The sequence below is a fragment of the Streptomyces sp. ISL-43 genome (genome assembly GCF_018614195.1).
Lineage (GTDB): Bacteria > Actinomycetota > Actinomycetes > Streptomycetales > Streptomycetaceae > Streptomyces.
The window spans coordinates 93,082-114,464 of sequence record NZ_JAGGOT010000031.1 but is presented as its reverse complement, the minus strand read 5'-3'; the positions used below and the strand labels follow the sequence as shown (position 1 = coordinate 114,464).

The following is a 21,383-nucleotide window of genomic DNA, read 5'->3' as shown; positions in this document are numbered from 1 at the left end:
GGCGGCGCACCGATCCAGATCGTCAAGGACTACATCGAGAACCAGAAGCGACCCAACTGACCGTCACCGAAGGAGGCGCAGAGCACTCCGGCGCTCCGCGCCTGCGCCCTCGGGAGCGCATTCCCTCCCGGCCTAAAGGACAAGGCCATGAAGTTAAGGGCTGATCGGCTCTGTCAACAGGATGTTGATGTTGACAGAGCCGATCAGCCCTTAACTTCACGGCCTTGGCCTAAAGGCCGGGATTCCCTGCGAAGACCAAAGGATGGAAGAGGCCGCGCGGGTCATCGCCCGGCGCGGCGTCCGAGGCCTGCGCGTGGAGGAGCTCGCCGCCGAGGCGGGCGTGTCCACGGCGTTGATCTATTACCACTTCAAGGACCGCGCGGGCATCCTGCGCGCGACCCTGGAGTTCATCAACGACCGCGCCGGTCGGTACACCACCGAGCGGGATCCCGGCGATCCGCCGCTCGACGCCCTGGGCGAGCTGGCGCAGACCCTCCTCCTGGAGTTCCAGGACGACCCCGGCGTACGGGAGAACAGCACGGCCTGGGGAGAGCTCCGGGCCAGCGCGGTGTTCGACCCCGACCTGCGGGAAGACCTCGCGCGGGCCACCCTCGTCTGGGTCCAGGAAGTGGGCGAGCTGCTCGGCCGCGTCCGGCCCATGGCCGGGGCCGCCGCGCTCGCCGGCACCGCCGAGCGGCTGACGGCCCTGGTGGAGGGCCTCAGCTCGCGCTGGCTCAGCGGCAGCCTGCCCCTCGCGCACGCCCGCGAGCTGATGGTGTCGGCCATCGCCGCCGAGCTGGACCGCCTCGCCCGGACCTGATCGCGGCCCCGCGGGCCGGGGCCGCCGGCCCGGACCCGGATCGGTCCAGGCCGCGTACAGCACCCCTTCCCCCTGGGGTTCCGCACGCCTCAGGTCTTGACTGAATTTTCAGTCAGCGACAGAGTCGGGTCATGGCCGGGACCGGCACCCCACCCGATCTGGAGACATACCGATGAGCGACTCTCCCGGGACCAGCCGCTCCCTCTTCGGCCGGCTCCTCGGGGGCGGGAGCCGTGCTGGGTTCGGCGGCCTCGGCGGGACCCCGGACGGCGGACGACGGACGACGCTGCCGCGCCGGCGGGAGGACCGGGACGACGTCTTCCACGCGGACCATCACGGCTGAACGGCACGGCACCTTCGCAGCGGAGGAGCCCGAGAGCCCCCCACACGCCGCGCCTGTCCTGGAGGAGCAGACGCAGCTCGGAACTCGCCCCGTGGGCGGTGAGAATGTCCCGCCCACGCGGGTCGGGCAAGGGCGACCTGTCAGTGTCCGCGCCCACGACGACAGCCGGGGTCCGCAGGAGTCGGAATCGCCGACCGCTGCGGGTCACTCCCCAGATGCCGGTGCATGACGAGCTCTCTGACCAGCGCGGGGTCGTACCGGTGCCAGAAACTGAAACTGCCCAGCGCGTCGTGGGCCACGATGGGGGCGAGCACGCGCGAGATCCCTGCTCCGACCTGTTCGGGGCCGGTGTTCTGGCTCGCCGCGGCATAGAGGTCACACGCCAGACGCCTGTCGTCGAAGAACGTAAGGCTCATATCGCCCAATTATCCCCGAGTGCGCGAGGCGCGGCCCAGGCTGCGAATAGGAGCCGCTACGGGCCTTGCGTGAAACGTGGCTGATTACTCTGCGTGAGATCGAGCACCGCCGCAGCGGTCTTCCCCGACAACCGCACCAGCTTCACCGTCCCCACCGACAGCGAAGGCTATGCGGCATCCCGCGCCATCACCGCCGACTTCCCCGGACTCGCGACCGCGCGAGCCTGGGACCGCCGCGGAAGTCCAACATGCAGAACACCTTGTCGTACCGGCGTTCGCCGACGGCCACGAAGTCGGGCAGCCGCCCGTACTCGGTGAAGCCCAGGGCGGTGTAGAGCCGCAGGGCACGGGTGTTGTCACCGCGCGCGTCCAGTGTGAGGACCTCGATCCCGGCCGTCCGGGCATCCTCGATCAGGGCGGTGGTCAGCGCCCGCCCGACGCCTCGGCCGTGGGCCGCGGCGTCGACCGCGATCTTCTCCAGGTCGGCGTGCGGCCGGTGCGTCGGGCGGGCGTAGCGCTGCCAGTACCCCAACCCGACGAGCCGGCGGCCGAGATAGGCGGCGCGCAGACCCGCGTCCCCGGCCCCTGCGGCGGCCACGACTCCTTCGAGGAGGCCCGCCACCTCCTCCGGTGCGGGGGGTGCGACCCAGCCCAGCGCGGCTCCCCCGGCCACCAGCTCGGCCAGGATCCGGTGCGCCGCAGCGGCGAACCGGGCCGCTCGTTCCGGGTCGGCCGCGAGCTCCAGGGCGTCGAGGATCACCGGAGTTGTGGGCTCGGCGAGCACCAGCTCCGCTCGCTCGTCGATTACCGGAGCCGCGGGCTCGTCGATCACCAGCCCCGCTCGCTCGGCGATCACCGGATCCGCGCGCTCGGCAGCCGTGACGGTCTCGGCGGCCGTGCCGGTCGTCTCCTGGTCCATGATCCGCAGCTTAGGTGGCCAGTTCCCCGTCGATCGCGTCGGCGAGGAGCCGACGCGCGTGCTCCAAGGGCAGCGAGCCGCTGAGCCACCGGACGCTGAGGCCTTCGAGGAGGGCCGTCAGGCGTTCGGCGGCGGCCGCGTGCTCGGGAGCCGTGCCGGTGGGCCGGGCCTGGGCGAGGAGGTAGGAGATCTCGTGGACCCAGCTGTGCGTGGCCTTGGCCACGTCCTCGCGCAGATCGGGGTCGAAGACGGCGCTGGCTCGCAGCTCGCCCCAGGCCGTGCTGTTCTCCCGGACCTCCGGGGTGTCCTGGAGTTCGAGCAGCAAGGCCTGCGTCAGTTCGTCGCGGGGGCTCACGGGGACGTCCGGGCCGGCTTCGCGCTCGGCGGTGTAGCGCCCGGCGCGGTCGCTGATGAACTCCAGGGTCCGGCGCAGGATCCCGGCGCGGTCGGTGAAGTGGTAATAGATCAGCGAGGTGGACACACCCGCTTCGGCTGCCAGCTCCCCCACGCGGAGCCCGCGCACGCCGCGTCGCGCGATGACTCGCGTGGCGGCCCTGAGTATTTCGGTTCGACGGTCTGACACGAGGGGTCACTCTACCCGCCGGGTCCGTTACCTGGGGCTTTTCCTGACCGTAACGTCAGGAGCTCGATCCCGGCGGGATGTCGTGATCAAGCGCATTCGCAAGCCCGATCCCGCCCACCCCCGACTGAAGTGCGAGCACCGGACCGCCCCGACCCGCCCGGTGTGGCCAATTCCGCATCAGCTTGGCCAGAATGGTTGACTGAATTTTCAAGGCCGAGTACGCCCAGGTCGCCGCCGCGATCTCCGCCTTCGAGCCGGCCATGGTCACCCTGCCCGGCAGGCGGCGACGAGGCCCGCGCGCTGTGCGGGGCGGGCGTCGAGGTGATCGAGCTGCCGCTGGACGACTCCTGGTTCCGGGATTCCGGGCCGATCTTCGTCCTCGGCCCGGACGGGCAGCGGGCCGGCGTGGACTTCCGCTTCGACGCCTGGGGCGGCAAGCACTTCCCGTACGACACCGACGACAAGATCGCCGCGGCCCTGCTGGAGCACTTCGGCGTGGACCGGATCGACTCGCGGATGATCCTCGAGGGCGGCGCGATCACCGTCGACGGCGAGGGCACCCTGATCACCACCGAGCAGTGCCTGCTGCACCCGAACCGCAACCCGGGCGTCAGCCAGGCGCAGCTGGAAGCGGCCATGTGCGCCGCGTTCGGCGCCTCCGAGGTCGTCTGGTTCAAGGGCGTCCTCGGCCGGGACATCACCGACGACCACGTCGACGCGACGTCCCGGTTCCTCGCCGAGGGGTCGGGACTCGTACAAATGCCGCTCGCGAAGGACACCGACGCCTGGTCGAACGACGCGCGCCAGCAATACCAGATCCTGTCCACCGCCATCAACGCCCAGGGCCACCCGGTCGCGGTCACCAAACTGCAGGGCCCGGACTACGACAAGATCCGCTCCCGCAGCCGCGACTTCGTGGGCTCCTACGCCAACTACTACGTGTGCAACGGCGCCGTCATCGCCCCGCAGTTCGGTGACAGCGGCGCGGACGCGGCGGCCAGGACCACCCTCCAGCGGGCCTTCCCGGGCCGGGTGATCGAGCAGCTCGACATCGACAACCTCGGCGCGGGCGGCGGCGGCATCCACTGCGTCACCCAGCAGCAGCCGGTCCCGTAACGGCCATCAGCCCGAAAACAAGTCTGGCCCCCTGCTGTTCGCAGGGGGCCAGACGGTCTTTCGACCTTTGTGGCCAACCGACGGAATCCTCTGACCGGCTGGTTCTCTGGTTCGATCACGTGATCGTTCCCATGGGCATCAAGATCACTTCCCACTGTGCAGATCAGGCCTTGCGTGGTGAGGCCGCCGCCTGATGAGGACAGAGAATCCGATTCGGCGACGGTCACCACCGCGTGCCGGGTGGTTTGCCGCGGCTTCCTCCCCACCAACAGGTCTCCCAAGGCCTATGACCATGATCCGATCGAGGCCTGAGCCGCTCCTGGAGGCCGGCAGCGTGGGCAGCAGTCCGTCCCCCTCAGGCCGTGTGCCCCGCACGTGACTGTGCTGTCCGCCGCACAGCATGGTGGTACGGCGTTTACTGGTGGGCTCTCGTATTCAACTTTCACCAGTTCCCCGCGGAACCCAACCGGCCGGTGACCGTATGTGATCTCCAGCGGCGTATCGGCTCCACGTGTGCCCGGCCGGGCGGAGATTCACCCGCTTCGCCCACCGCCGAGCCGAGGACTGATCATCTGCCTTGTGCGGCGGGACGGTTCGCAGTTTCGTGACCAGGCTTGAGGCGGCGTCTTATCGGCGGAAGTGGGCGTGGTGTTCGTGCAGGAAGGCGTCGAGAGTGCGGGGCGGGCGGCCGAGGATGTCGATGACGGTGGTGGTGGGGGTTTCGGGTCGGGTAATGGCGAGTTGTTGGATCTCCGTCACGTGGTCGGCGAGCCAGGTGGGCATGTGGGCGTTGTGGATGAGGTTGTCGCGCAGTTCGTCCGGGGTGAGGTTGACGTAGCGGATCTGATTGCCGGTCAGGGTGGTCAGTCGTGAGGCGAGAGTGGGGTAGGAGACGGCTTCGGGTCCGGTCAGGGTGTAGGTGCCGCCGGCGATGTCGGGCCTGGTGAGGGCGGCGGCGGCGACGTCGCCGATGTCGCGGCAGTCGATGTAGTTGCAGGGCGCGTCGCCCGTCGTGCCGAGGATGATGCCCTGGGCGACGGCGGGGGCCAGGCGCAGGAGGTTCTGGGTGAACGCGTAGGGGCGCAGGATGGTGTGGGTGAGACCGCTGGCGCGCAGGTGTTCCTCGATGGCGTGGTGTCCGCGGGAGATGATGACCGGGGAGTCGGGTTCGGCGGCGGGTGCGGAGATCTTGACGATGTGTCCGATGCCGGCGTGGGCGGCGATGTCGATGACGCGGGTTTCGAGTTCGACCTGTGCGGGGCTGTTGGCCATGGCGAGGAAGAGCTGGCTGGCGCCCTTGAAGGCGGTGCGCAGGGAGTGGGGGTCGGTGGCGTCGGCGTACTGAACCTCGACGGGCGGTTGGTGTGCGCCGGTTATGCCGGGGATCGGCCTGTGCGGGGTGCGGGTCAGTGCGCGGACGGGGGTGCCGAGTGTGAGGCGGCTGTGGAGCAGGGCGTTCCCGGTTGCTCCGGTCGCTCCCATGACAACGATCATCGTCTGCTCATTCCTTGGCGACTTCTCGGCGGCGGGTGCTGCCGGGTGGGCTCGGTCGGGCTTGGGCTCGTGGGGCGGGTGGGCCCGGTGCCGGGGTGGGCTATGTCGGGGATGCCGTGGTGGTGCTGCGCCAGCGCAGGGTGACGATGGTGGTGGCGAGGGCTGCGGAGACGGGCAGGTCGATGCGCAGGCGCTCCAGCCACGGAGTGGCGGGGATCGGGGTGTGGGCGGGTAGCCATTGGGCGGTGAACCATCCCAGCAGGGCCGCCGCGCCGGCGGCGGTGATGACGAGTGCGGCGGTCAGGGCGACGCGCGGCGTGGTGGTGGTCCACCGTTGGGGCTGCCCGCCGTGCCGAAGCCAGGTGCCCACCAGGAACGCCACCACGGCGGAGGTGCCGGCGATGGAGGTGCAGGCGGCCACGGCCAGGTCCTGCTGCCCGGTGACGACTCCGGCGGTACCGGCCATCAACGCGGGGGCGGCGTAGGCGGTCAGCACCTCGCGCCACAGGGTGAACGGCCGGGATAGCCGGGGGGCTGCCCGGTTTCGGCTGGTTGTGTCCTTCGTTGCGGGCATGCTGGCCTCTTTCTCGTTCGTGTGAGGGAAGCGAAGGGTTGGGGCGGGGGGCGTCAGGCCCACTCCGCCAATATAATTAGGCAGCTAACTATCGCCTCGCAAAAAGGGCCCTACCCGGAGGGCGGGGCCAAACCAGCTGAGAGCCGGGTCAGTCAGCGGCCAGGGCCGCACTGCCGCGCACGACGCGGGCGAGCAGATCCAGGAACACCGCACGCTCCTCGACGGAAAGCCCGCCCACCATCGTCTCAAGCCGCCCGAAATGCTCGGACGCCATGTCGCGCAGGCGCTGCGCCCCGCGCGCGGTCAGGACGGCCACCGTGCCCCGGCCGTCCTCCGCGGACGGGCGGCGGGCGATCAGGCCCTCGCGCTCAAGGCCGTCCAGCAGGCCGGTGACCGTGGCCCTGGAGACATCGAGGTCGACTGCAAGGCGCGAGGGGGATTTCTCCCCGCCGTGGTCTTCGAGGTCGGCGAGCAGGCGGTAGCGCCCCGTCGACAGGCCGAACCTGGCAAAGTGCGCCTCGGCCGCCCGGCCGACCCTCGCGCCCGCCGAGATCAGCCGCACCGCGACCAGCACCGCCTGCGGATCGACCTCCAGTCCGTAGTGCTCGACCTGCCGCCTGGCCTGGTCCAGCGTGGGCGCCTCGCCATCGATGCCGTCCCTCGTCATGCAAATAATATGGCGGCTAATCACTTGGACTGTCAAGGCAGCGACCAGCCGGTACCGGTCGGCGGTGGTGCTTCCGTCGGCGCCGTTCGCTTTCACCTCGGCCTCGATCACCCGCAGTCGCAGGCTCGCGATCTGGGTGAGGTAGGAGCCGTCACTCAGTACCGCGAGGACGGGCGGGCGTCGGTAGGAGCGGCAGCGGGTAGGAACTGGCTGCCGGTGGCGGCCACCGCCTCCAGGAAGTAGTGGCTGTCGAAGCCGCGGGCGGCCAGCAGCAGCATGTCGCGGTCGAGCAGGTGCAGCAGTCGCGCGGCGTAGGCGGTCTCGCTGGTCTGGGTCGGGCCGAAGGCCGCACCCAGCACACCTCGTGTGCCGGTCTCTACGAGCGCCATCAGCATCATCGTCGGGTAACCCGCCGGGCCGAGCCGGGACTGCAGCTTGCCGAGCCAGTTGCGGTTGCGTTCGTGGTCGGGGACCTTCAACGAGCCGCACCCGTCGAAGGCGACGGTCCGCCATCGACGGTAGCGGACGCCGGGCGTGGACGGCTGCGCCAGCGGGACCGCCAGCGTCTCGAACAGTGCCTTCAACGGGGCCACACCGATGCGCCGCCGCAGGTCCCGCAGCGCCTTCTCCGACGGGACCGGGACCACAAGCCCGCTCAGACCATGGGTCAGCTTCCGCCAGACCAGGCCGGCGCCGACATGCCCGAACAAGCCCAGCGCCAGGACAAAGTACACCCCCACTCGCGAGGGCAGTATCCACAGGCGGCACTCGGTGCGGCCCGTCTCTTCCAGCACGGCGTCCACGAGCTCGAACGGAACCACCTGGGTCAGTTCACCCAGATGCCCAGGGGCGAATACGTCACCCTCGACCGAGAGAGCAGTGCGGCAGGGGACAGCAGACCGGTCGTCCAACGAGGCCTCGACTCTCGATCCGGACAACCCAGACCTACCCACGGCCTGCCGAACCCACGTCGCGACGCATGGACTTCGCGTGTACGCCCCTCCTTGAACAGCTGCCTGGCGACCCTTAACTTCGCGGCATTGGGCGACCACCTATGAAACAACCTCAGTGTCCACATTGTCGTCTCTTCGAGTCGGCGGACGTCCTCGCCACCGCCTACGACACCGATTCGCGCCTGTGATACCTGTCCGCTGGTGTGTGGCACGTTTTGCTCGTATTCCGCCAGTTTCCCACCCCTACTACGGGGACCCCAGCCCGCGGAAGACCTCCGAGCCAAGTCCCGGCACAAGCGCCTGGCGACTCTGGGTCACTACCTCAAGCTCGGTGAGGAGACCTCCGCCCGCGTCACCGCCAAGAACGACGAGCACAACCGCCGCCGCCCACGCCGGCCTCACCCAGCGGGCGTGCAGGCGGCTACGGAACCAACACATGGCCCGATGGAGATCCGTGGTCTCTCGGAGGGCTCGACAGGACGGACTGCGGTCAATGGGCGTGGCCGTGGGCGCCTGCCGTCGGCTTCCTCCAGTCGATGCCGTGTCGACGGGCCGCCGCGAGAGCTGTGGGCACGCCTTCCGAGTAGGGCTCGCCGTGGCCGGGCAGCAGCGTCGTGGCTGTGATTCCGGCCAGAGAGGTCAGGCTGTCCAATGCCTGTTCGGGGTCGTCGTTGAGGGTGCCGGGCATGATCCCGACGCCACGACGGCCGGTGACGACGTCGAGGGTCACCAGGGCGTCTCCCGTGATCAGGACATCGCGGTCGGCGAGCAGCAGGCAGCTGCTGCCCGGACTGTGGCCGGGCGTGTGGATCACCTGAGGCGATCCCGGTATGTCCAGGCGCCGGCCGTCGGCGTAGGACTCGGCATGCAGGATCGGTGGGACGGTGAACAGGCCCGCGCGTCCCCAGTTCACGGTGAGGGCAAAGACGTGAGGTTTCCACACGTTTCGTCGAATACGGCGGGGTGGGATGTGGAGTCCGGCGCCTTTGGCCTGAGCCTCGTCGTCCGGGTGTACGTGCACCGGCCGGCCGGTGGCGTCGGAAAGCCGGCGGATGATGCCCAGGTGATCGGCGTGTCCATGGGTGAGCGCGATGGCCCGAACCGCGTCCAGACCTTGCCCCCGCTTCTTCAGCCAGTCCATCAGTGCGGGCCAGTGATCGGGCATACCGCCGTCCACGACGGTCAGCGCGCCCTCCTGCTCGATGACGTACCAGTTGACATGGCCGTCTCCGAAACGGAACACCCCACGGGCGACCTCGATACCGACCTGACGAAGTCTCTGCATCTGGAAGCACCCCTCCTTGACGACTTCCACTATGGAAGCCACTAGGGGATGCTAGCAATTCACTTCCATCATGGAAGCCGCTAGGCTGAGGACATGCGTTCGCCCCTCGCCCTCGACAACTGTCCCGCCGCCCGAGCACTGGACGTGATCGGCGAACGATGGGCGCTCCTGGTGGTGCGTGAAGCCCTCGGTGGAGCCCGCCGGTTCGACGAATTCCGCGATCGGTTGCGGATGAGCGAGAACACGCTCGCCCGACGGCTGGCGGAGTTGACCGCCGCGGGCGTCCTCATGCGCACGCAGTACAGCCTCAAACCCGCCCGCTTCGAGTACCTCCTCACCGAAAGGGGGCGCGCCTTGGTACCGGTGCTCGCAGCCTTGGTCGCCTGGGGAAACGAGTGGACTGATCCCGATCCCGATCTGCCGGGGCCGCCCGCGCGACCGAGCTGGCTCGATGAAAGCGCCCCAGGCGTCGCCGAGCGGAGGAAGTGATCGTCTGCGTCGAGACGCGAGCGTCCAATGCCATCGGTCGGGACGACACCGCGACCCGGCTGCGAACCTGCCTCCGAAGTGGAGTCAGCACGTGCCTAAGACCGTCGGCAGGCTGCATGACGACGGCGAAGCTTGACGAGTTGGCCACGGAGGAGACGGCGGTCTCTGCGCTTGACGTTCAGACCCTGTCCTATGCGGCGAGGCGGACGAGTCACTTGTAGCAGCAAAGGGCTGCCGCGGGGCCGAGAAAGGCCAGGTAGCTGCTGCGGTGGCGTTCGTAGCGGTGGCTCAGCTGACGGTAGCCAGTCAGCCAGGACATGGTCCGCTCGGTCACCCACCGGCGGCACCCTGATCGTTCGCTGGACTCGATGGCTTTCCTGGCGATCCGCACCCCGATGCGTTTACAACTTGGTGCGCGATTGCCTGGGGCAACGCGTTCGGGCGGAGCGGGACTATCGGACGTGCGGGGTGAGCCCGAACAGGGCGCCGGTGGGATCGCGCATGACCACGTCTCTGTTGGAGTTCTGGCGAACTTCGGTCGCACCGAGCTGTCGGGCCCGCTTGACGTCGGCGGTGGGTCTGTTGCTGGCGAAACTGACCAGCCAGAGTGATCGCTGCGCCGTTGGTCTCCCTGGCGGCTTGCCGGTGGCGGCGATGGAATTGTCCGGCAACCGGAACTCGGTGTGCTGGGGGTTGGAGTTCCAGTGCAGTGCTGGTCGATAGAAAGCGGCGGCATGCGCGGAGTGGTCGGTGAGAAGGCTGATGCGGGCGAAGGTCCCCGGTTCGTGTTTCAGCTGCATGCCGTCATGGGTTCCGGGCTGCCAGAGTGACAGTGGTGCGCCGACGGGGTCGATCGTGACGGCGGCGTGGCCGAGCGTCCCGACTTGGGTTGGTGCCACGATGATCTGGGCGCCCAGGTTCGTGAAGCGGGTGGCGGTGGATTGGACGTCCGACACGGTGACGTTGGTCGTCCAGTAGGGTGCGCCTGCATCCTCGGCCGGCCCCAGGGCGGCGACGAGATGTCCGCGCAGCGTACAGAGCCGGTAGCCGTTGGAGTCCGGTTGGGCGACGGTCCAGCCGAACAGCGCGGTGTAGAACGCCGTCGTCGTCCCCATATCGGGGGTGCCGAGGTCGATCCAGCTCACGGTGTTCTCGGGGTGCCGCGTGATGTTCATCGAGATGACTTTCCGGTTGAGGCCGCCTCGCCCCGGCGGTGGAGCGAGGCGGTGTTCAGAGCCGACTCGGCGGCAACCTGCGGTGTCAGGTGTAGTAGGGCGAGTTCAGGTCGATACTGGCGTCTTTGACGATGTCGCCGTCGAACAGTCGTGTCGTTGCCGGGGCTCCGGCCCGGCGGGCTTCTTCGGCGAAGGGGCCCTGAGCGAAGGCCAGGGCGTTCTGGGTGCTGTCGAACTCGTAGAAGCCGCCGAGGGTGTGAGTTCCGATGCCGGACAGCCATGTCTTGCGGATCAGGCCCGGCGCGGTCTTCAGCGCCGCATTGATCTGGTGCCAGTCGAACTGGTCAAACGGCACTGCTGCCTGGATCTCGGTGTAGAGAAACGTCTTGCCCATCACGAACCTCCGGTTTCGGGGGCTGTCCAGCCCACGCTACTAGTACGTGCGTCCTAGCGGGGTGAGCATGGACTAGGATGGCCGTACTAGTCAAGGGGGTCGGGATGGCCGCAGACACGAAGTCCCGCATGATCAGCGCAGCAATCGGACTGCTGCAGCGCCACGGCCTGGCCGCGATGTCCTTCACCGACGTCCTGGCCGAGAGTGGTGCCGCGCGTGGAGCGATCTATCACCATTTCCCGGGCGGCAAACAGCAACTCGCACTCGAAGCCGCCCGCCGCAACGCAGAAGACGTCCGCAGCCACCTGCACGAACTGCCGGCCCGCACGCCACGCGAAGTCGTCGAGGCGTTCCTTGGCAGCGTCCGCCCCGTGGTGCAGGCGTCCGCCGGGGGCGGCGGCTGCGCAATCGCGGCGGTCACTATCGACGGCGGTGCGGCCATTGCCGACCAGAGCAGCCTGCGCACTGTCGCGGCCGAAGCATTCACCGGATGGGGCGGCGAGCTCGCCGGGAAACTCACCCATGCCGGAATGAGCTCGTCCCAGGCCGCTGATCTGGCCACCCTCATGATCGTCACGCTCGAAGGCGCCCACATCCTGTGTCGCGCTGCAGGCAGCATCGCTCCTTTCGACAGAGCTGCTGCGGCCCTGCTCTCCGGCCTTCGCTGATCGCAGAGTTGGCCGAGGCATGGATGGCCGCCGAGGAGGGCCGACTGCACAAGCGTCGAGGCCGCAGCCGGTTGCGTGCGGCCGGCGCGGGACCGAATCACCAGCTGGTGTTCACCGACCGGGTCATCACCACACTGGTCGTCCTGCGATTCCAGCTCCCGCACGCGGCTCTGGCCCTGCTCTACGGAGTGGACCGCTCCACGATCACCTGGGCTGTCCACGAAGTCCGTCCCCTTCTGGCAGCTCGTGGCTTCGCCGTTCCCGGACATGGCGACCGGCGGCTTCGCACTCTCGCGGACGTCTTCGCCTATGCGGCGGCTGAGGATGTCGAGCTGCGGCTGGACGGGACGGAGGTCCGGGTTCGACGACACCGGGCGAACAAGCCAGGCCGTCGCGCCTACGCCTCGGGCAAGATGCGGCAGAACACCAAGAAGGCCACCGTCGTCACTGACGGGCAGGGCCGCACCCTGTGGGCCGGGGCCTTCCGGCCCGGCCGAATGCACGACCAGACAGCCGTGAAGACCGAGGGAATCTGCGAGCTGTTCGAGCAGTACCCCCAGGTCAGGGCCAAGGTCGACGCGGGCTACCGGGGACTTGCCAAGCAGTTCCCCGACCAGGTTCAAGCCTCGCCGCAGCCCGCCCGCCGACGCCCCTCCAACCGCCACAAGCCCCGGAACCCCCACCACTGGACCCCCAAGGGCTACCTCCCGGGTCCCAGTCCTGAGTCCTGATCCACCCCGACCTCAAAAACCTGCCTGACCAGAACAAACGACTCTGGCCCCCTGCGAACCGCAGGGGGCCAGATCACGTTCACGCACAACAACAGAGCCGGTCAAAGCGACAATACGTCGCTTTGACCGGCTCCATTTGGTCGGTTGACCTTTGTGTCCGAGGGGGGACTTGAACCCCCACGCCCGATAAAGGGCACTAGCACCTCAAGCTAGCGCGTCTGCCATTCCGCCACCCGGACTAGGTGATCGGCCCCGGTTTCCCGCGGCGACATGGACAACAATAGCAAAGGTTCGGCGGGGTTCCGACCAGATATTTCGCCCGGCCGGAGTTCGACGCGCCGCGCTGACCTGCGGGCATGTCCGGAGGCCGGGCCCACGGGTCGGGCGAGACGGTGCGTCTCACTACGGGCGACGGCGCGGGCGTGCTCCCCGCGATCATCATCGTGTTCGGCGCGTCGGGGATCGCGATCGGCATCGGGGTGGGTCCGCTGCCGTGGACGCATTCCTGACGCCGGGCGTCGGGGCCGCGCCTGCCTTCGCGCTCGCGGGCGGGGTCGCCTGCCGCCGGCCTCGGGGGAGCCTGAGGGCGCCGCCGAAGCCGGGGCCGGGGCTACGGGCAGCGGATGACCTGGCCGGCGTAGGAGAGGTTGCCGCCGAAGCCGAAGAGGAGGACGGGCGCCCCGGAGGGGATCTCGCCGCGCTCGACCAGCTTGGACAGGGCCATCGGGATGGAGCCGGCCGAGGTGTTGCCGGAGTCGACGACGTCGCGGGCGACGACGGCGTTGACGGCGCCGATCTTGGCGGCGAGCGGCTCGATGATCCGCAGGTTCGCCTGGTGGAGGACGACCGCGGCCAGTTCCTCGGGAGTGACCCCCGCCTTCTCGCAGACCTTGCGGGCGAGCGGGGGGAGCTGGCTGGTGGTCCAGCGGTAGACGGACTGGCCCTCCTGCGCGAAGATCGGCGGCGATCCCTCGATGCGGACCGCGTGGCCCATCTCGGGCACCGAGCCCCACAGGACCGGGCCGATGCCGGGCTCGTCGCAGGCCTCGACGACGGCCGCGCCGGCGCCGTCGCCGGTCAGGACGCAGGTGGTGCGGTCGGTCCAGTCGGTGATCGCGGTCATCTTGTCCGCGCCGATGACCAGGGCGCGGGTGGCGGCGCCGGCGCGGATCGCGTGGTCGGCGGTGGCCAGGGCGTGCGTGAAACCCGAGCAGACGACATTGATGTCCATGACGGCGGGAGCGCCGCCCATGCCCAGCTTGGCGGCGACGCGGGCGGCCATGTTGGGGGAACGGTCGATGGCCGTGGAGGTGGCGACGAGGACGAGGTCGATGTCGTCCGGGGTCAGGCCCGCGCCGGCGAGGGCCTTGCCCGCTGCCTGGTAGGCCAGCTCGTCCACCGGCTCGTCGGGGCCGGCGATGTGGCGGGTCTTGATCCCGACGCGGGACCGGATCCACTCGTCGTTGGTGTCCACCATGGCCGCGAGGTCCTCGTTGGTGAGCACTCTCGCGGGCTGGTAGTGCCCTAGCGCCACCACGCGTGAACCGGTCATGGGTGGGTTCCCCCCTCGTACGGCAGTCAGGACGTCCCAGCTTCGCCTGCTACCCATGGGTACGAGGGCGCGTGACCCGACAGGATTCAGTGCCCGGAATTTGGAGCTTCCCGAGGATCTTCCAGCCGGGGACGGTGCCCGAAGCGGATCCGCGAGAATGGGTGCGCGAACGGTACAGCGAGGACAGAACAGGTGGGCTGATCACATGGGACGGGTCACCGAACGCCGTCGCGTCGTCCGGATCCGGAATGGCGTGGCGGGCACCCGGGCGGACACGCTGGTGGCCGAGGAGCCGCTGGAGATACGGCTGAACGGCAAACCGCTGGCCATCACGATGCGCACGCCGGGGGACGATTTCGCGCTGGCCGTGGGCTTCCTGGTCAGCGAGGGCGTGCTCGGTTCGGCCTCGGACGTCGCCGCCGTCACCTACTGCGAAGGCGCGGCGGAGGACGGAACCAACACGTACAACGTGGTGAACGTGCGGCTGGCCGCCGGGGTTCCCGTGCCGGACATCACGCTGGAGCGGAACGTCTACACCACCTCCTCCTGCGGGCTGTGCGGCAAGGCCAGCCTGGACGCGGTGCGCACGGCGACCCGGTTCCCGGGCGTCGCCGACGATCCCGTACGGGTGAGCGCGCGGCTCCTCGGGGAGCTCCCGGACCGGCTGCGCGCCCGGCAGAAGGTCTTCGACGCCACGGGCGGGCTGCACGGCGCCGGGCTGTTCTCGGCGGGGGGCGAGCTGATCGACGTACGGGAGGACGTGGGCCGGCACAACGCGGTGGACAAGCTCGTCGGCCGGGCGCTGCAGGCCGGTCTCCTGCCCCTGGCGGGATCGGTGCTGCTGGTGTCGAGCCGGGCCTCCTTCGAGCTGGCGCAGAAGGCGGTGATGGCGGGCATTCCCGTCCTGGCGGCCGTGTCGGCGCCGTCCTCGCTCGCGGTGGACCTCGCGCTGGAGTCGGGGCTGACGCTGGTCGGGTTCCTGCGGGACGGGGACATGAACGTCTACGCGGGCGAGGAGCGGATCGACCTGTCGGCGTGAGGCGCCGCCGCGGGGGTGGGGCCGAGGGCGAGGGTGCCGGGCAGCAGGGTGACGTCAACGGACGGTGACGTCAACGGGCGGTGACGTCAACGGACGGTGACGTCAACGGACGGTGGCGTCAACGGACGGTGGCGTCACCGCCCCCTGCGGCCTCGGCGGGAGGCGGGCTTGGCCGGCTTGGGGGTCGGCGGGTCGATGCGGTGGAGGTCGAGGGTCGGCGGGACCGGGGTGGCTCCGGGGCCGCCCGACTCGGCCCAGGCGATGATCTCGTCGGTGGCGGTGTCGTCGAGGGCCCAGCCGAACCAGGCGGCGCGGGCACCCCGGCGGCGGGCCTCGGTGGTGGGCTGCACCACGATGACGTTGGCCTGTGCGCACGGCCCGAGGCAGTCGGTCGTACGGACGGCCAGGCGGCCCCCGGAGGCCGCGGCGGCCTCGCGCAGCCGGGCCAGTTGACCCGCGTGGTCGGTGCCGGGGTTCTTGCGGGGGTCGCCGCAGCAGCAGCCCCGGCAGACCACCAGGGTGCAGGGGCGTTCGGCGTGGGCGGAGAGCGGGCGTATCCAGGTCACCGCCGCACGTTACCGGGCCTGCGGGGCGGGGTGTTGAGCGGTGTGGGAGACCTCCGCCACATGGTCGGCGGGGAGTTCGGCTCCACCGGGGAGTTCGGCGCCGGTGTCCCCCGCGGCCTCGTCGGCGTCCTGGGCGTTCTGGGTGTCCTGGGTGTCCTGGGCGCGACGCCGGGCCAGGACCGCGCAGACCATCAGCTGCATCTGGTGGAAGAGCATCAGCGGCAGCACGGCGAGGCTCGCCTGCGCGCCGAACAGCACGCTGGCCATGGGGAGTCCGGCGGCCAGGCTCTTCTTCGACCCCGCGAACTGGATGGCGATCCGGTCCTCGCGGTCGAACCCCAGGCGCTTGGCCCCGTACCAGGTGGCCAGGAGCATCACGGCGAGGACGACCGCCTCCACCACCATCAGCGCGCCGAGGCGCGCGACGCTGACCTGGTGCCAGATCCCGGCGACCATGCCCGCGCTGAAGGCGGTGTAGACGACGAGCAGGATCGAGCCGCGGTCGACGTAGCCCAGGACCTTCTTGTTGCGGACGAGGAAGCCGCCGACCCAGCGGCGCAGGGCCTGGCCGAGGAGGAAGGGCAGGAGGAGCTGGAGGACGATCTTCAGCACCGAGTCGAGGGAGAACCCGCCGGCGCTGTTGCCGAGCAGGCCGGCGGCGAGGAGGGGGGTGAGGAAGATGCCGATGAGGCTGGAGAAGGAGCCGGCGCAGATCGCGGCGGGGACGTTGCCCCGGGCGATCGAGGTGAAGGCGATGGAGGACTGGATGGTCGAGGGGACCAGGCAGAGGAAGAGCAGGCCGCTGTAGAGGGAGGGGGTGAGGAGGGTGGGGACCAGGGCGTGGGCGGCGAGGCCGAGGAGGGGGAAGAGGACGAAGGTGCAGGCGAGCACGGTGAGGTGGAGCCGCCAGTGGCGCAGGCCGTCGAGGGCCTCGCGGGTGGAGAGCCGGGCGCCGTAGAGGAAGAAGAGCAGCGCCACCGCTCCGGTGGAGGCGGCCTCGGCCAGCGGGGCGGCCGCGCCGCGGGCGGGGAGCAGGGCGGCGATGGCGACGGTGGCGAGCAGACCCATGATGAACGGGTCCGCGGGGAGCCAGGCGGGGATGTGCGGGCGGCGCATGGGGGTGCTCACTTGCTGTTGCTGTTGCTGTTGCTGTTGCTGTTGCGGGTGCGGGTGCGGGTGCGGGTGCGGTGCTGTCTCTGATGCTGCCGCCCGGGTGCGGGCAGGGGTCCTTCCCATGTTCGGGGGTGGAACGGTGATCGGGAAACCCGCACACCGTGGTGACTGTCATCACGAAACGCGATGACCCTCTAGGCTGGGCGGCATGTACGACCCCGTCCAGCTGCGCACCTTCCTCACCGTCGCCCAGACGCTGAGCTTCACGCAGGCCGCCGCCCGGCTCGGTGTCCGGCAGTCCACGGTCAGCCAGCACGTACGGCGGCTGGAGGAGGCCACGGGCCGGCCGCTCTTCCTGCGCGACACGCACAGCGTGGAGCTCACGGAGGACGGCGAGGCGCTGCTCGGATTCGCCCGCTCGATCCTGGAGGCGCACGAGCGCGCGGCGGCCTTCTTCGCGGGCACCCGGATCCGGGGCCGGCTGCGCTTCGGCGCCTCGGAGGACTTCGTACTGACCCGCCTGCCGGAGATCCTGGAGGCGTTCCGGCACGAGCACCCCGAGGTGGAGCTGGAGCTGTCGGTGGAGCTGTCGGGGACCTTGCACGAGCGGCTGGACGCGGGGCGGCTGGACCTCGTACTCGCCAAGCGGCGCGGGGACGCCGACGAGCGGGGACGGCTGGTGTGGCGGGACCGGATGGTGTGGATCGGGGCGGAGGGCCTGCGGGTGGACCCGGACCGGCCGGTTCCGCTGATCGTCTTCCCGCCGCCGGGGATCACGCGGGCGCGGGCGCTGGACGTACTGCAGGCCGACGGCCGGCCCTGGCGGATCGCCTGTACGAGCGGCAGCCTCAGCGGTCTGATCGCGGCGGCCAGAGCGGGGCTGGGCGTCATGGCCCACACCCGGGGCCTGATCCCGCCGGGGCTGGTCCGGGTGGGCGGCCTGCCGGACCTCGGCTCGGTGGAGTTCGCACTGCTGCGCGGCCCCCGGGTATCGGCCGCCGCCGAAGCGCTGGCGGCGGCGATCCTCTCCGGCGCGGACCGCCTGACGCGGGCCACGTAGCCGGGGCCCGCGACCGCCAAAGCTCCGCCCCGGCCCCGGCCTGCACGCCCCGGCCCGCGACCGCGGCCGCGCGGGGACGGGCTTCGACATCTCCGTGGTCACGGCCTGAGCCACCGGCTGGGGAGGTCTTGTGGAGGTCTTCGCCCGTTGATCAACGACGGGGAGGGCTGGGGTAGCGTCACCGCGCTGTGCGGAGAGGAGCGGGTCCTTGCGCGAGATCACCGTCCCACCCGTCGTCACGGGCTCACCCGTCGGCGGTCTGGCCGATGCCGTCTTCCGGAACGCCCGCGAGGACCCCGGCCGGGTCGTGCTCGGCCGCAAGACCGGCGGGGTCTGGCAGGACGTGACCGCGGGCGAACTGGCCGCCGAGGTCACGCGACTGGCCCAGGGGCTGCTCGCGCACGGCATCCGCTTCGGGGACCGGGTCGCGATCATGTCCCGTACCCGGTACGAGTGGACCCTCTTCGACTTCGCCCTGTGGGCGATCGGCGCCCAGCCCGTCCCGGTCTACCCCACCTCCTCCACCGAGCAGGTGCACTGGATCCTGTACGACTCCGAGTGCACGGCCTGCGTGGTCGAGGACGAGGACCAGGCCATGACCGTGGGCTCGGTCATCGAGCGGCTGCCCCGCCTGCGCCTGCTCTGGCAGCTGGACGCGGGCGCGGTGGACGCCCTGTCCGAGGACGGCCGGCAGGTCTCCGAGGACGTGGTGCACCGCCACCGGGGGGCGGTGACGCCCGACGCGACGGCCACCGTCATCTACACCTCGGGGACCACGGGCCGCCCCAAGGGCTGCGTGCTGACCCACGGCAATTTCATGTTCGAGGCCGACACCATGGTCACCCGCTGGGAGTCCGTCTTCCAGGCCGGGCCGGGCGAGCAGCCCTCCACCCTGCTGTTCCTGCCGCTCGCCCACGTCTTCGGGCGGATGGTGGAGGTGGCGGCCGTCCGCTCCCGGGTGAAGCTCGGGCACCAACCGGTGCTCGCGGCGGCCGAGTTGCTGCCGGATCTCGCCGCGTTCCGCCCGACGTTCGTGCTCGGGGTCCCCTACGTCTTCGAGAAGGTCTTCGCCGCCGCCCGCCGCAAGGCCGAGTCCGAGGGCAGGACCGGACCCTTCGACCGGGCGGTGGATGTGGCCGTACGGTACGCGGAGGCGCGCGAGCAGAAGGCGTTCGACATGGGGCCCGGGCCTTCGGCCAAGCTGCGCATGGAGCACCAGCTCTTCGAGAAGCTGGTGTACGGGAAGGTCCGCGAGGCGCTGGGCGGGCGGGTGCGGCACGCCATGTCGGGCGGTTCCGCGATGTCGCGCCGGCTCGGGCTGTTCTTCGACGGCGCCGGAGTCACGGTGTTCGAGGGGTACGGACTGACGGAGTCGTGCGCGGCGGCCACCGCGAATCCGCCCGGGGCCACCAAGTACGGGACCGTCGGCAAGCCGATACCCGGCGCCACCGTGCACATCGCCGACGACGGGGAGGTCTGGCTGCACGGCGCCCACGTCTTCTCCGGGTACCTCAACGACACGCCGGCCACCGAGGCGGTGCTGCGGGGCGGCTGGCTGGCCACCGGGGACCTGGGGCGCCTCGACGAGGACGGCTACCTCACGATCACCGGGCGCAAGAAGGAGATCCTGGTGACCTCCAACGGCAAGAGCGTCGCGCCGACCGCCCTGGAGGAACGGGTCCGCTCGCATCCGCTGGTCTCGCAGTGCGTGCTGGTGGGCAACGACCGGCCGTACATCGCGGCCCTGCTCACCCTGGACATGGAGGGGGTCGCGCACTGGCTGGCGATGCGCGGGCGCCCGCAGCTGCCGGCGGCGGATCTGGTGCTCGACCCCGACCTGACGGCGGAGGTCCGCCGGGCGGTGGTGGCCGCCAACACCCTGGTCTCCCAGGCCGAGTCGATCCGTACGTTCCGTGTCCTGGCCGAGCAGTTCACGGAGGAGCGGGGTCTGCTGACGCCCTCGCTGAAGCTGAAGCGGCGGGCCATCGAGAAGGCGTACGAGGCGGAGGTGGCGGCCCTCTACCAGTCCTGACCACACCCGGGAGGACTCCCTCCTCTCACATCTGACGCATCGTCACTTCACTTGGTCATTGATATTGACGATGCGTCAGGTCACGCACAGAATGCGGGGATTCCGACCGGAGGGGATCCACACATGTTGCGACCGATCCGCACCCTGGCCGCCGCGGCGGCGACTCTCGCACTCGTCTCCGCCTGCAACTCCGCCTCCAACGGCTCCTCCCCCGACAAGCCCGGGAACACCGGCAACTCCCGCGGGGTGAGCGCCGACGCGATCAAGGTCGGCGGCATCGTGTCCATGACGAGCGCCAGCGGCTACAGCAAGAAGGACACCGACCTCGGAGCGAAGGCCCGCTACATGAGAGCCAACGCCGAGGGCGGCGTCAACGGACGGAAGATCGACTACATCGGCGCCGAGGACGACGGCCAGGACCCGGCCAAGAACCTGGCCGCGGCCCGCAAGCTCGTCCAGCAGGACAAGGTCTTCGCGGTCTCCCCCATGAGCTCGGTCACCTTCTCCGGCGCCGACTTCCTGGAGCAGGAGAAGGTCCCCACCTTCGGCTGGGGCACGCTCCCGTCCTTCTGCGGCCCCAAGTACATCTACGGGTTCAACGGCTGCCTCGTCCCCACCCCCGGCGGCACCATCAACCAGACCTGGCCCGAGGGCATCGGCAAGGTACTCGGCGGGGCCCAGGGCAAGTCCGTCGCGATCATCGCCAACGACAGCGACGCCGGGAAGTTCGGCGTGCGCACCTTCCAACAGGGCTTCACCAGCGCCGGGTTCAAGGTCGCCTACGCCAAGGCCTCGGTGCCCGGCACCGCCGTGCCGAGCGACTGGTCGGCCTACGTCAAGGAGATCCTCGAGAGCAACGACGGCAAGGCCCCGGACGCGGTCGTCTCCGTCATGCAGACCCCCAACAACATCGGGCTGTTCACCTCGCTCAAGCGCAGCGGGTACAAGGGGCTGCTCTCCGACCCGACCGACTACGACCCCGGCCTGCTCGCCAAGGACGCCACCAAGCAGGCCCTCGACGGCGTGCACGTCCTGCTGCAGTTCGAGCCCTTCGAGTCGACCGACCCGAAGATGGCCCAGTTCAAGGCCGACATCAAGGCCGCGTCCGGCGGGCAGGACGTGCCGCTCAACATGCACATGATGACCGGGTACATGTCCGCCGACCTGTTCGTGTCCATCGCGAAGAAGGCCGGGAAGGACCTGACCGTCGAGTCCTTCCAGGCCGCCGCGCAGGGCTTCTCCGACACCGCCACCCTCGTCGGCGACCGCTCGGAGCCCAAGGGCCAGAAGGACAGCTTCGGCTGCGGCGCACTCGTCCAGCTGAAGAACGGCGCGTACGAGGTCTCCGTACCGTTCAAGTGCTACGAGCCCATCCCCTTCAAGTAGCGGGCCGG

24 protein-coding genes, 1 tRNA gene and 1 pseudogene are annotated in these 21,383 nt (G+C 69.9%); 11 read left to right on the top strand and 15 right to left on the bottom strand.

Going from position 1 to position 21,383, the window contains the following annotated elements; all coding sequences use genetic code 11:
- Nucleotides 1–262 precede the first annotated feature (262 nt).
- Both J7F03_RS18520 and J7F03_RS18515 read left to right on the top strand, forming a co-directional pair.
- A complete protein-coding gene (locus J7F03_RS18520) occupies nucleotides 263–820 on the top strand; it encodes a TetR/AcrR family transcriptional regulator (protein ID WP_214950732.1) in 558 nt (185 codons plus the stop codon).
- Between the two features lie 172 nt (nucleotides 821–992).
- Entirely contained in the window at nucleotides 993–1,163 is a 171-nt protein-coding gene (locus J7F03_RS18515) for a hypothetical protein (protein WP_214950731.1), read from the top strand.
- A 140-nt stretch (nucleotides 1,164–1,303) separates the two neighbouring features.
- Here the strand turns inward: J7F03_RS18515 and J7F03_RS18510 are convergent, their stop codons facing one another.
- From J7F03_RS18510 to J7F03_RS18500, 3 genes are all read right to left on the bottom strand, one after another.
- Nucleotides 1,304–1,579, bottom strand: coding sequence for a hypothetical protein (locus J7F03_RS18510; RefSeq protein ID WP_214950730.1), 276 nt, complete (start codon nucleotides 1,577–1,579; stop codon nucleotides 1,304–1,306).
- Nucleotides 1,580–1,766: 187 nt separating this feature from the next.
- The gene (locus tag J7F03_RS18505) at nucleotides 1,767–2,498 is read right to left on the bottom strand and encodes a GNAT family N-acetyltransferase (protein ID WP_214950728.1); all 732 of its coding nucleotides are present in this window, start codon (nucleotides 2,496–2,498) and stop codon (nucleotides 1,767–1,769) included.
- Nucleotides 2,499–2,508: 10 nt separating this feature from the next.
- Nucleotides 2,509–3,081, bottom strand: coding sequence for a TetR/AcrR family transcriptional regulator (locus tag J7F03_RS18500; protein ID WP_214950726.1), 573 nt, complete (start codon nucleotides 3,079–3,081; stop codon nucleotides 2,509–2,511).
- Nucleotides 3,082–3,402: 321 nt separating this feature from the next.
- Here J7F03_RS18500 and J7F03_RS18495 point away from each other — a divergent pair, with 321 nt between their 5' ends.
- Nucleotides 3,403–4,197 carry an agmatine deiminase family protein gene (locus J7F03_RS18495; RefSeq protein WP_308379707.1) on the top strand — a complete coding sequence of 265 codons (795 nt, stop codon included), beginning with the start codon at nucleotides 3,403–3,405 and terminating at the stop codon, nucleotides 4,195–4,197.
- Between the two features lie 627 nt (nucleotides 4,198–4,824).
- Here the strand turns inward: J7F03_RS18495 and J7F03_RS18490 are convergent.
- The 5 genes from J7F03_RS18490 to J7F03_RS18470 all read right to left on the bottom strand — a co-directional run bounded on the left by J7F03_RS18490 (nucleotide 4,825) and on the right by J7F03_RS18470 (nucleotide 9,200).
- Nucleotides 4,825–5,691 carry an NmrA family NAD(P)-binding protein gene (locus tag J7F03_RS18490; RefSeq protein ID WP_214950724.1) on the bottom strand — a complete coding sequence of 289 codons (867 nt, stop codon included), beginning with the start codon at nucleotides 5,689–5,691 and terminating at the stop codon, nucleotides 4,825–4,827.
- 100 nt (nucleotides 5,692–5,791) lie between these two features.
- Complete coding sequence (locus J7F03_RS18485; RefSeq protein WP_214950721.1) at nucleotides 5,792–6,265, bottom strand: hypothetical protein; 474 nt, start codon at nucleotides 6,263–6,265, stop codon at nucleotides 5,792–5,794.
- Nucleotides 6,266–6,413: 148 nt separating this feature from the next.
- Complete coding sequence (locus J7F03_RS18480) at nucleotides 6,414–6,932, bottom strand: MarR family winged helix-turn-helix transcriptional regulator (protein ID WP_214950753.1); 519 nt, start codon at nucleotides 6,930–6,932, stop codon at nucleotides 6,414–6,416.
- A 155-nt stretch (nucleotides 6,933–7,087) separates the two neighbouring features.
- Nucleotides 7,088–7,753 carry a transposase domain-containing protein gene (locus J7F03_RS18475; RefSeq protein ID WP_214950719.1) on the bottom strand — a complete coding sequence of 222 codons (666 nt, stop codon included), beginning with the start codon at nucleotides 7,751–7,753 and terminating at the stop codon, nucleotides 7,088–7,090.
- 622 nt (nucleotides 7,754–8,375) lie between these two features.
- The gene (locus J7F03_RS18470; RefSeq protein WP_214950717.1) at nucleotides 8,376–9,200 is read right to left on the bottom strand and encodes an MBL fold metallo-hydrolase; all 825 of its coding nucleotides are present in this window, start codon (nucleotides 9,198–9,200) and stop codon (nucleotides 8,376–8,378) included.
- Nucleotides 9,201–9,263: 63 nt separating this feature from the next.
- On the opposite strand from J7F03_RS18470, the gene J7F03_RS18465 reads away from it, so the two are divergent.
- Nucleotides 9,264–9,659 (top strand): helix-turn-helix domain-containing protein, encoded by a 396-nt coding sequence (locus J7F03_RS18465; RefSeq protein WP_214940178.1) that lies wholly within the window; start codon nucleotides 9,264–9,266, stop codon nucleotides 9,657–9,659.
- Between the two features lie 211 nt (nucleotides 9,660–9,870).
- Here J7F03_RS18465 and J7F03_RS18460 read toward each other — a convergent pair.
- From J7F03_RS18460 to J7F03_RS18450, 3 genes and pseudogenes are all read right to left on the bottom strand, one after another.
- A pseudogene (locus J7F03_RS18460) lies at nucleotides 9,871–10,062 on the bottom strand (IS5/IS1182 family transposase); the annotation flags it as partial.
- Between the two features lie 49 nt (nucleotides 10,063–10,111).
- Nucleotides 10,112–10,834, bottom strand: a complete 723-nt coding sequence (locus tag J7F03_RS18455) for a VOC family protein (RefSeq protein ID WP_214950714.1) — start codon at nucleotides 10,832–10,834, stop codon at nucleotides 10,112–10,114.
- A gap of 85 nt (nucleotides 10,835–10,919) precedes the next feature.
- Nucleotides 10,920–11,228, bottom strand: coding sequence for a hypothetical protein (locus tag J7F03_RS18450; RefSeq protein ID WP_214950711.1), 309 nt, complete (start codon nucleotides 11,226–11,228; stop codon nucleotides 10,920–10,922).
- A gap of 104 nt (nucleotides 11,229–11,332) precedes the next feature.
- On the opposite strand from J7F03_RS18450, the gene J7F03_RS18445 reads away from it, so the two are divergent.
- Entirely contained in the window at nucleotides 11,333–11,896 is a 564-nt protein-coding gene (locus J7F03_RS18445; protein WP_214950709.1) for a TetR/AcrR family transcriptional regulator, read from the top strand.
- An 8-nt stretch (nucleotides 11,897–11,904) separates the two neighbouring features.
- A complete protein-coding gene (locus J7F03_RS18440; protein ID WP_251072109.1) occupies nucleotides 11,905–12,627 on the top strand; it encodes a transposase in 723 nt (240 codons plus the stop codon).
- Between the two features lie 154 nt (nucleotides 12,628–12,781).
- Here J7F03_RS18440 and J7F03_RS18435 read toward each other — a convergent pair.
- A tRNA-Leu gene (locus J7F03_RS18435) sits at nucleotides 12,782–12,866 on the bottom strand.
- A gap of 117 nt (nucleotides 12,867–12,983) precedes the next feature.
- Here J7F03_RS18435 and J7F03_RS18430 point away from each other — a divergent pair.
- Nucleotides 12,984–13,136: a hypothetical protein gene (locus J7F03_RS18430; RefSeq protein ID WP_214950706.1), complete on the top strand. Its 153-nt coding sequence runs from the start codon at nucleotides 12,984–12,986 to the stop codon at nucleotides 13,134–13,136.
- 101 nt (nucleotides 13,137–13,237) lie between these two features.
- Here the strand turns inward: J7F03_RS18430 and J7F03_RS18425 are convergent, their stop codons facing one another.
- Complete coding sequence (locus tag J7F03_RS18425; protein WP_214950704.1) at nucleotides 13,238–14,179, bottom strand: beta-ketoacyl-ACP synthase III; 942 nt, start codon at nucleotides 14,177–14,179, stop codon at nucleotides 13,238–13,240.
- 205 nt (nucleotides 14,180–14,384) lie between these two features.
- On the opposite strand from J7F03_RS18425, the gene fdhD reads away from it, so the two are divergent.
- Nucleotides 14,385–15,218, top strand: coding sequence for a formate dehydrogenase accessory sulfurtransferase FdhD (gene fdhD / locus J7F03_RS18420; protein ID WP_214950702.1), 834 nt, complete (start codon nucleotides 14,385–14,387; stop codon nucleotides 15,216–15,218).
- A gap of 134 nt (nucleotides 15,219–15,352) precedes the next feature.
- Here fdhD and J7F03_RS18415 read toward each other — a convergent pair whose 3' ends face one another.
- Complete coding sequence (locus J7F03_RS18415; protein ID WP_214950701.1) at nucleotides 15,353–15,784, bottom strand: (2Fe-2S) ferredoxin domain-containing protein; 432 nt, start codon at nucleotides 15,782–15,784, stop codon at nucleotides 15,353–15,355.
- Between the two features lie 9 nt (nucleotides 15,785–15,793).
- Nucleotides 15,794–16,900 (bottom strand): bile acid:sodium symporter family protein, encoded by a 1,107-nt coding sequence (locus tag J7F03_RS18410; RefSeq protein WP_214950749.1) that lies wholly within the window; start codon nucleotides 16,898–16,900, stop codon nucleotides 15,794–15,796.
- A 205-nt stretch (nucleotides 16,901–17,105) separates the two neighbouring features.
- Between J7F03_RS18410 and J7F03_RS18405 the strand changes: the two genes are divergently transcribed.
- From J7F03_RS18405 to J7F03_RS18395, 3 genes are all read left to right on the top strand, one after another.
- A complete protein-coding gene (locus tag J7F03_RS18405) occupies nucleotides 17,106–17,957 on the top strand; it encodes a LysR substrate-binding domain-containing protein (RefSeq protein WP_214950700.1) in 852 nt (283 codons plus the stop codon).
- 208 nt (nucleotides 17,958–18,165) lie between these two features.
- Nucleotides 18,166–19,989, top strand: a complete 1,824-nt coding sequence (locus tag J7F03_RS18400) for a long-chain fatty acid--CoA ligase (RefSeq protein WP_214950699.1) — start codon at nucleotides 18,166–18,168, stop codon at nucleotides 19,987–19,989.
- Between the two features lie 123 nt (nucleotides 19,990–20,112).
- On the top strand, nucleotides 20,113–21,375 hold the full coding sequence (locus J7F03_RS18395) for an ABC transporter substrate-binding protein (protein ID WP_214950698.1): 1,263 nt from the start codon (nucleotides 20,113–20,115) through the stop codon (nucleotides 21,373–21,375).
- Nucleotides 21,376–21,383: the final 8 nt, after the last annotated feature.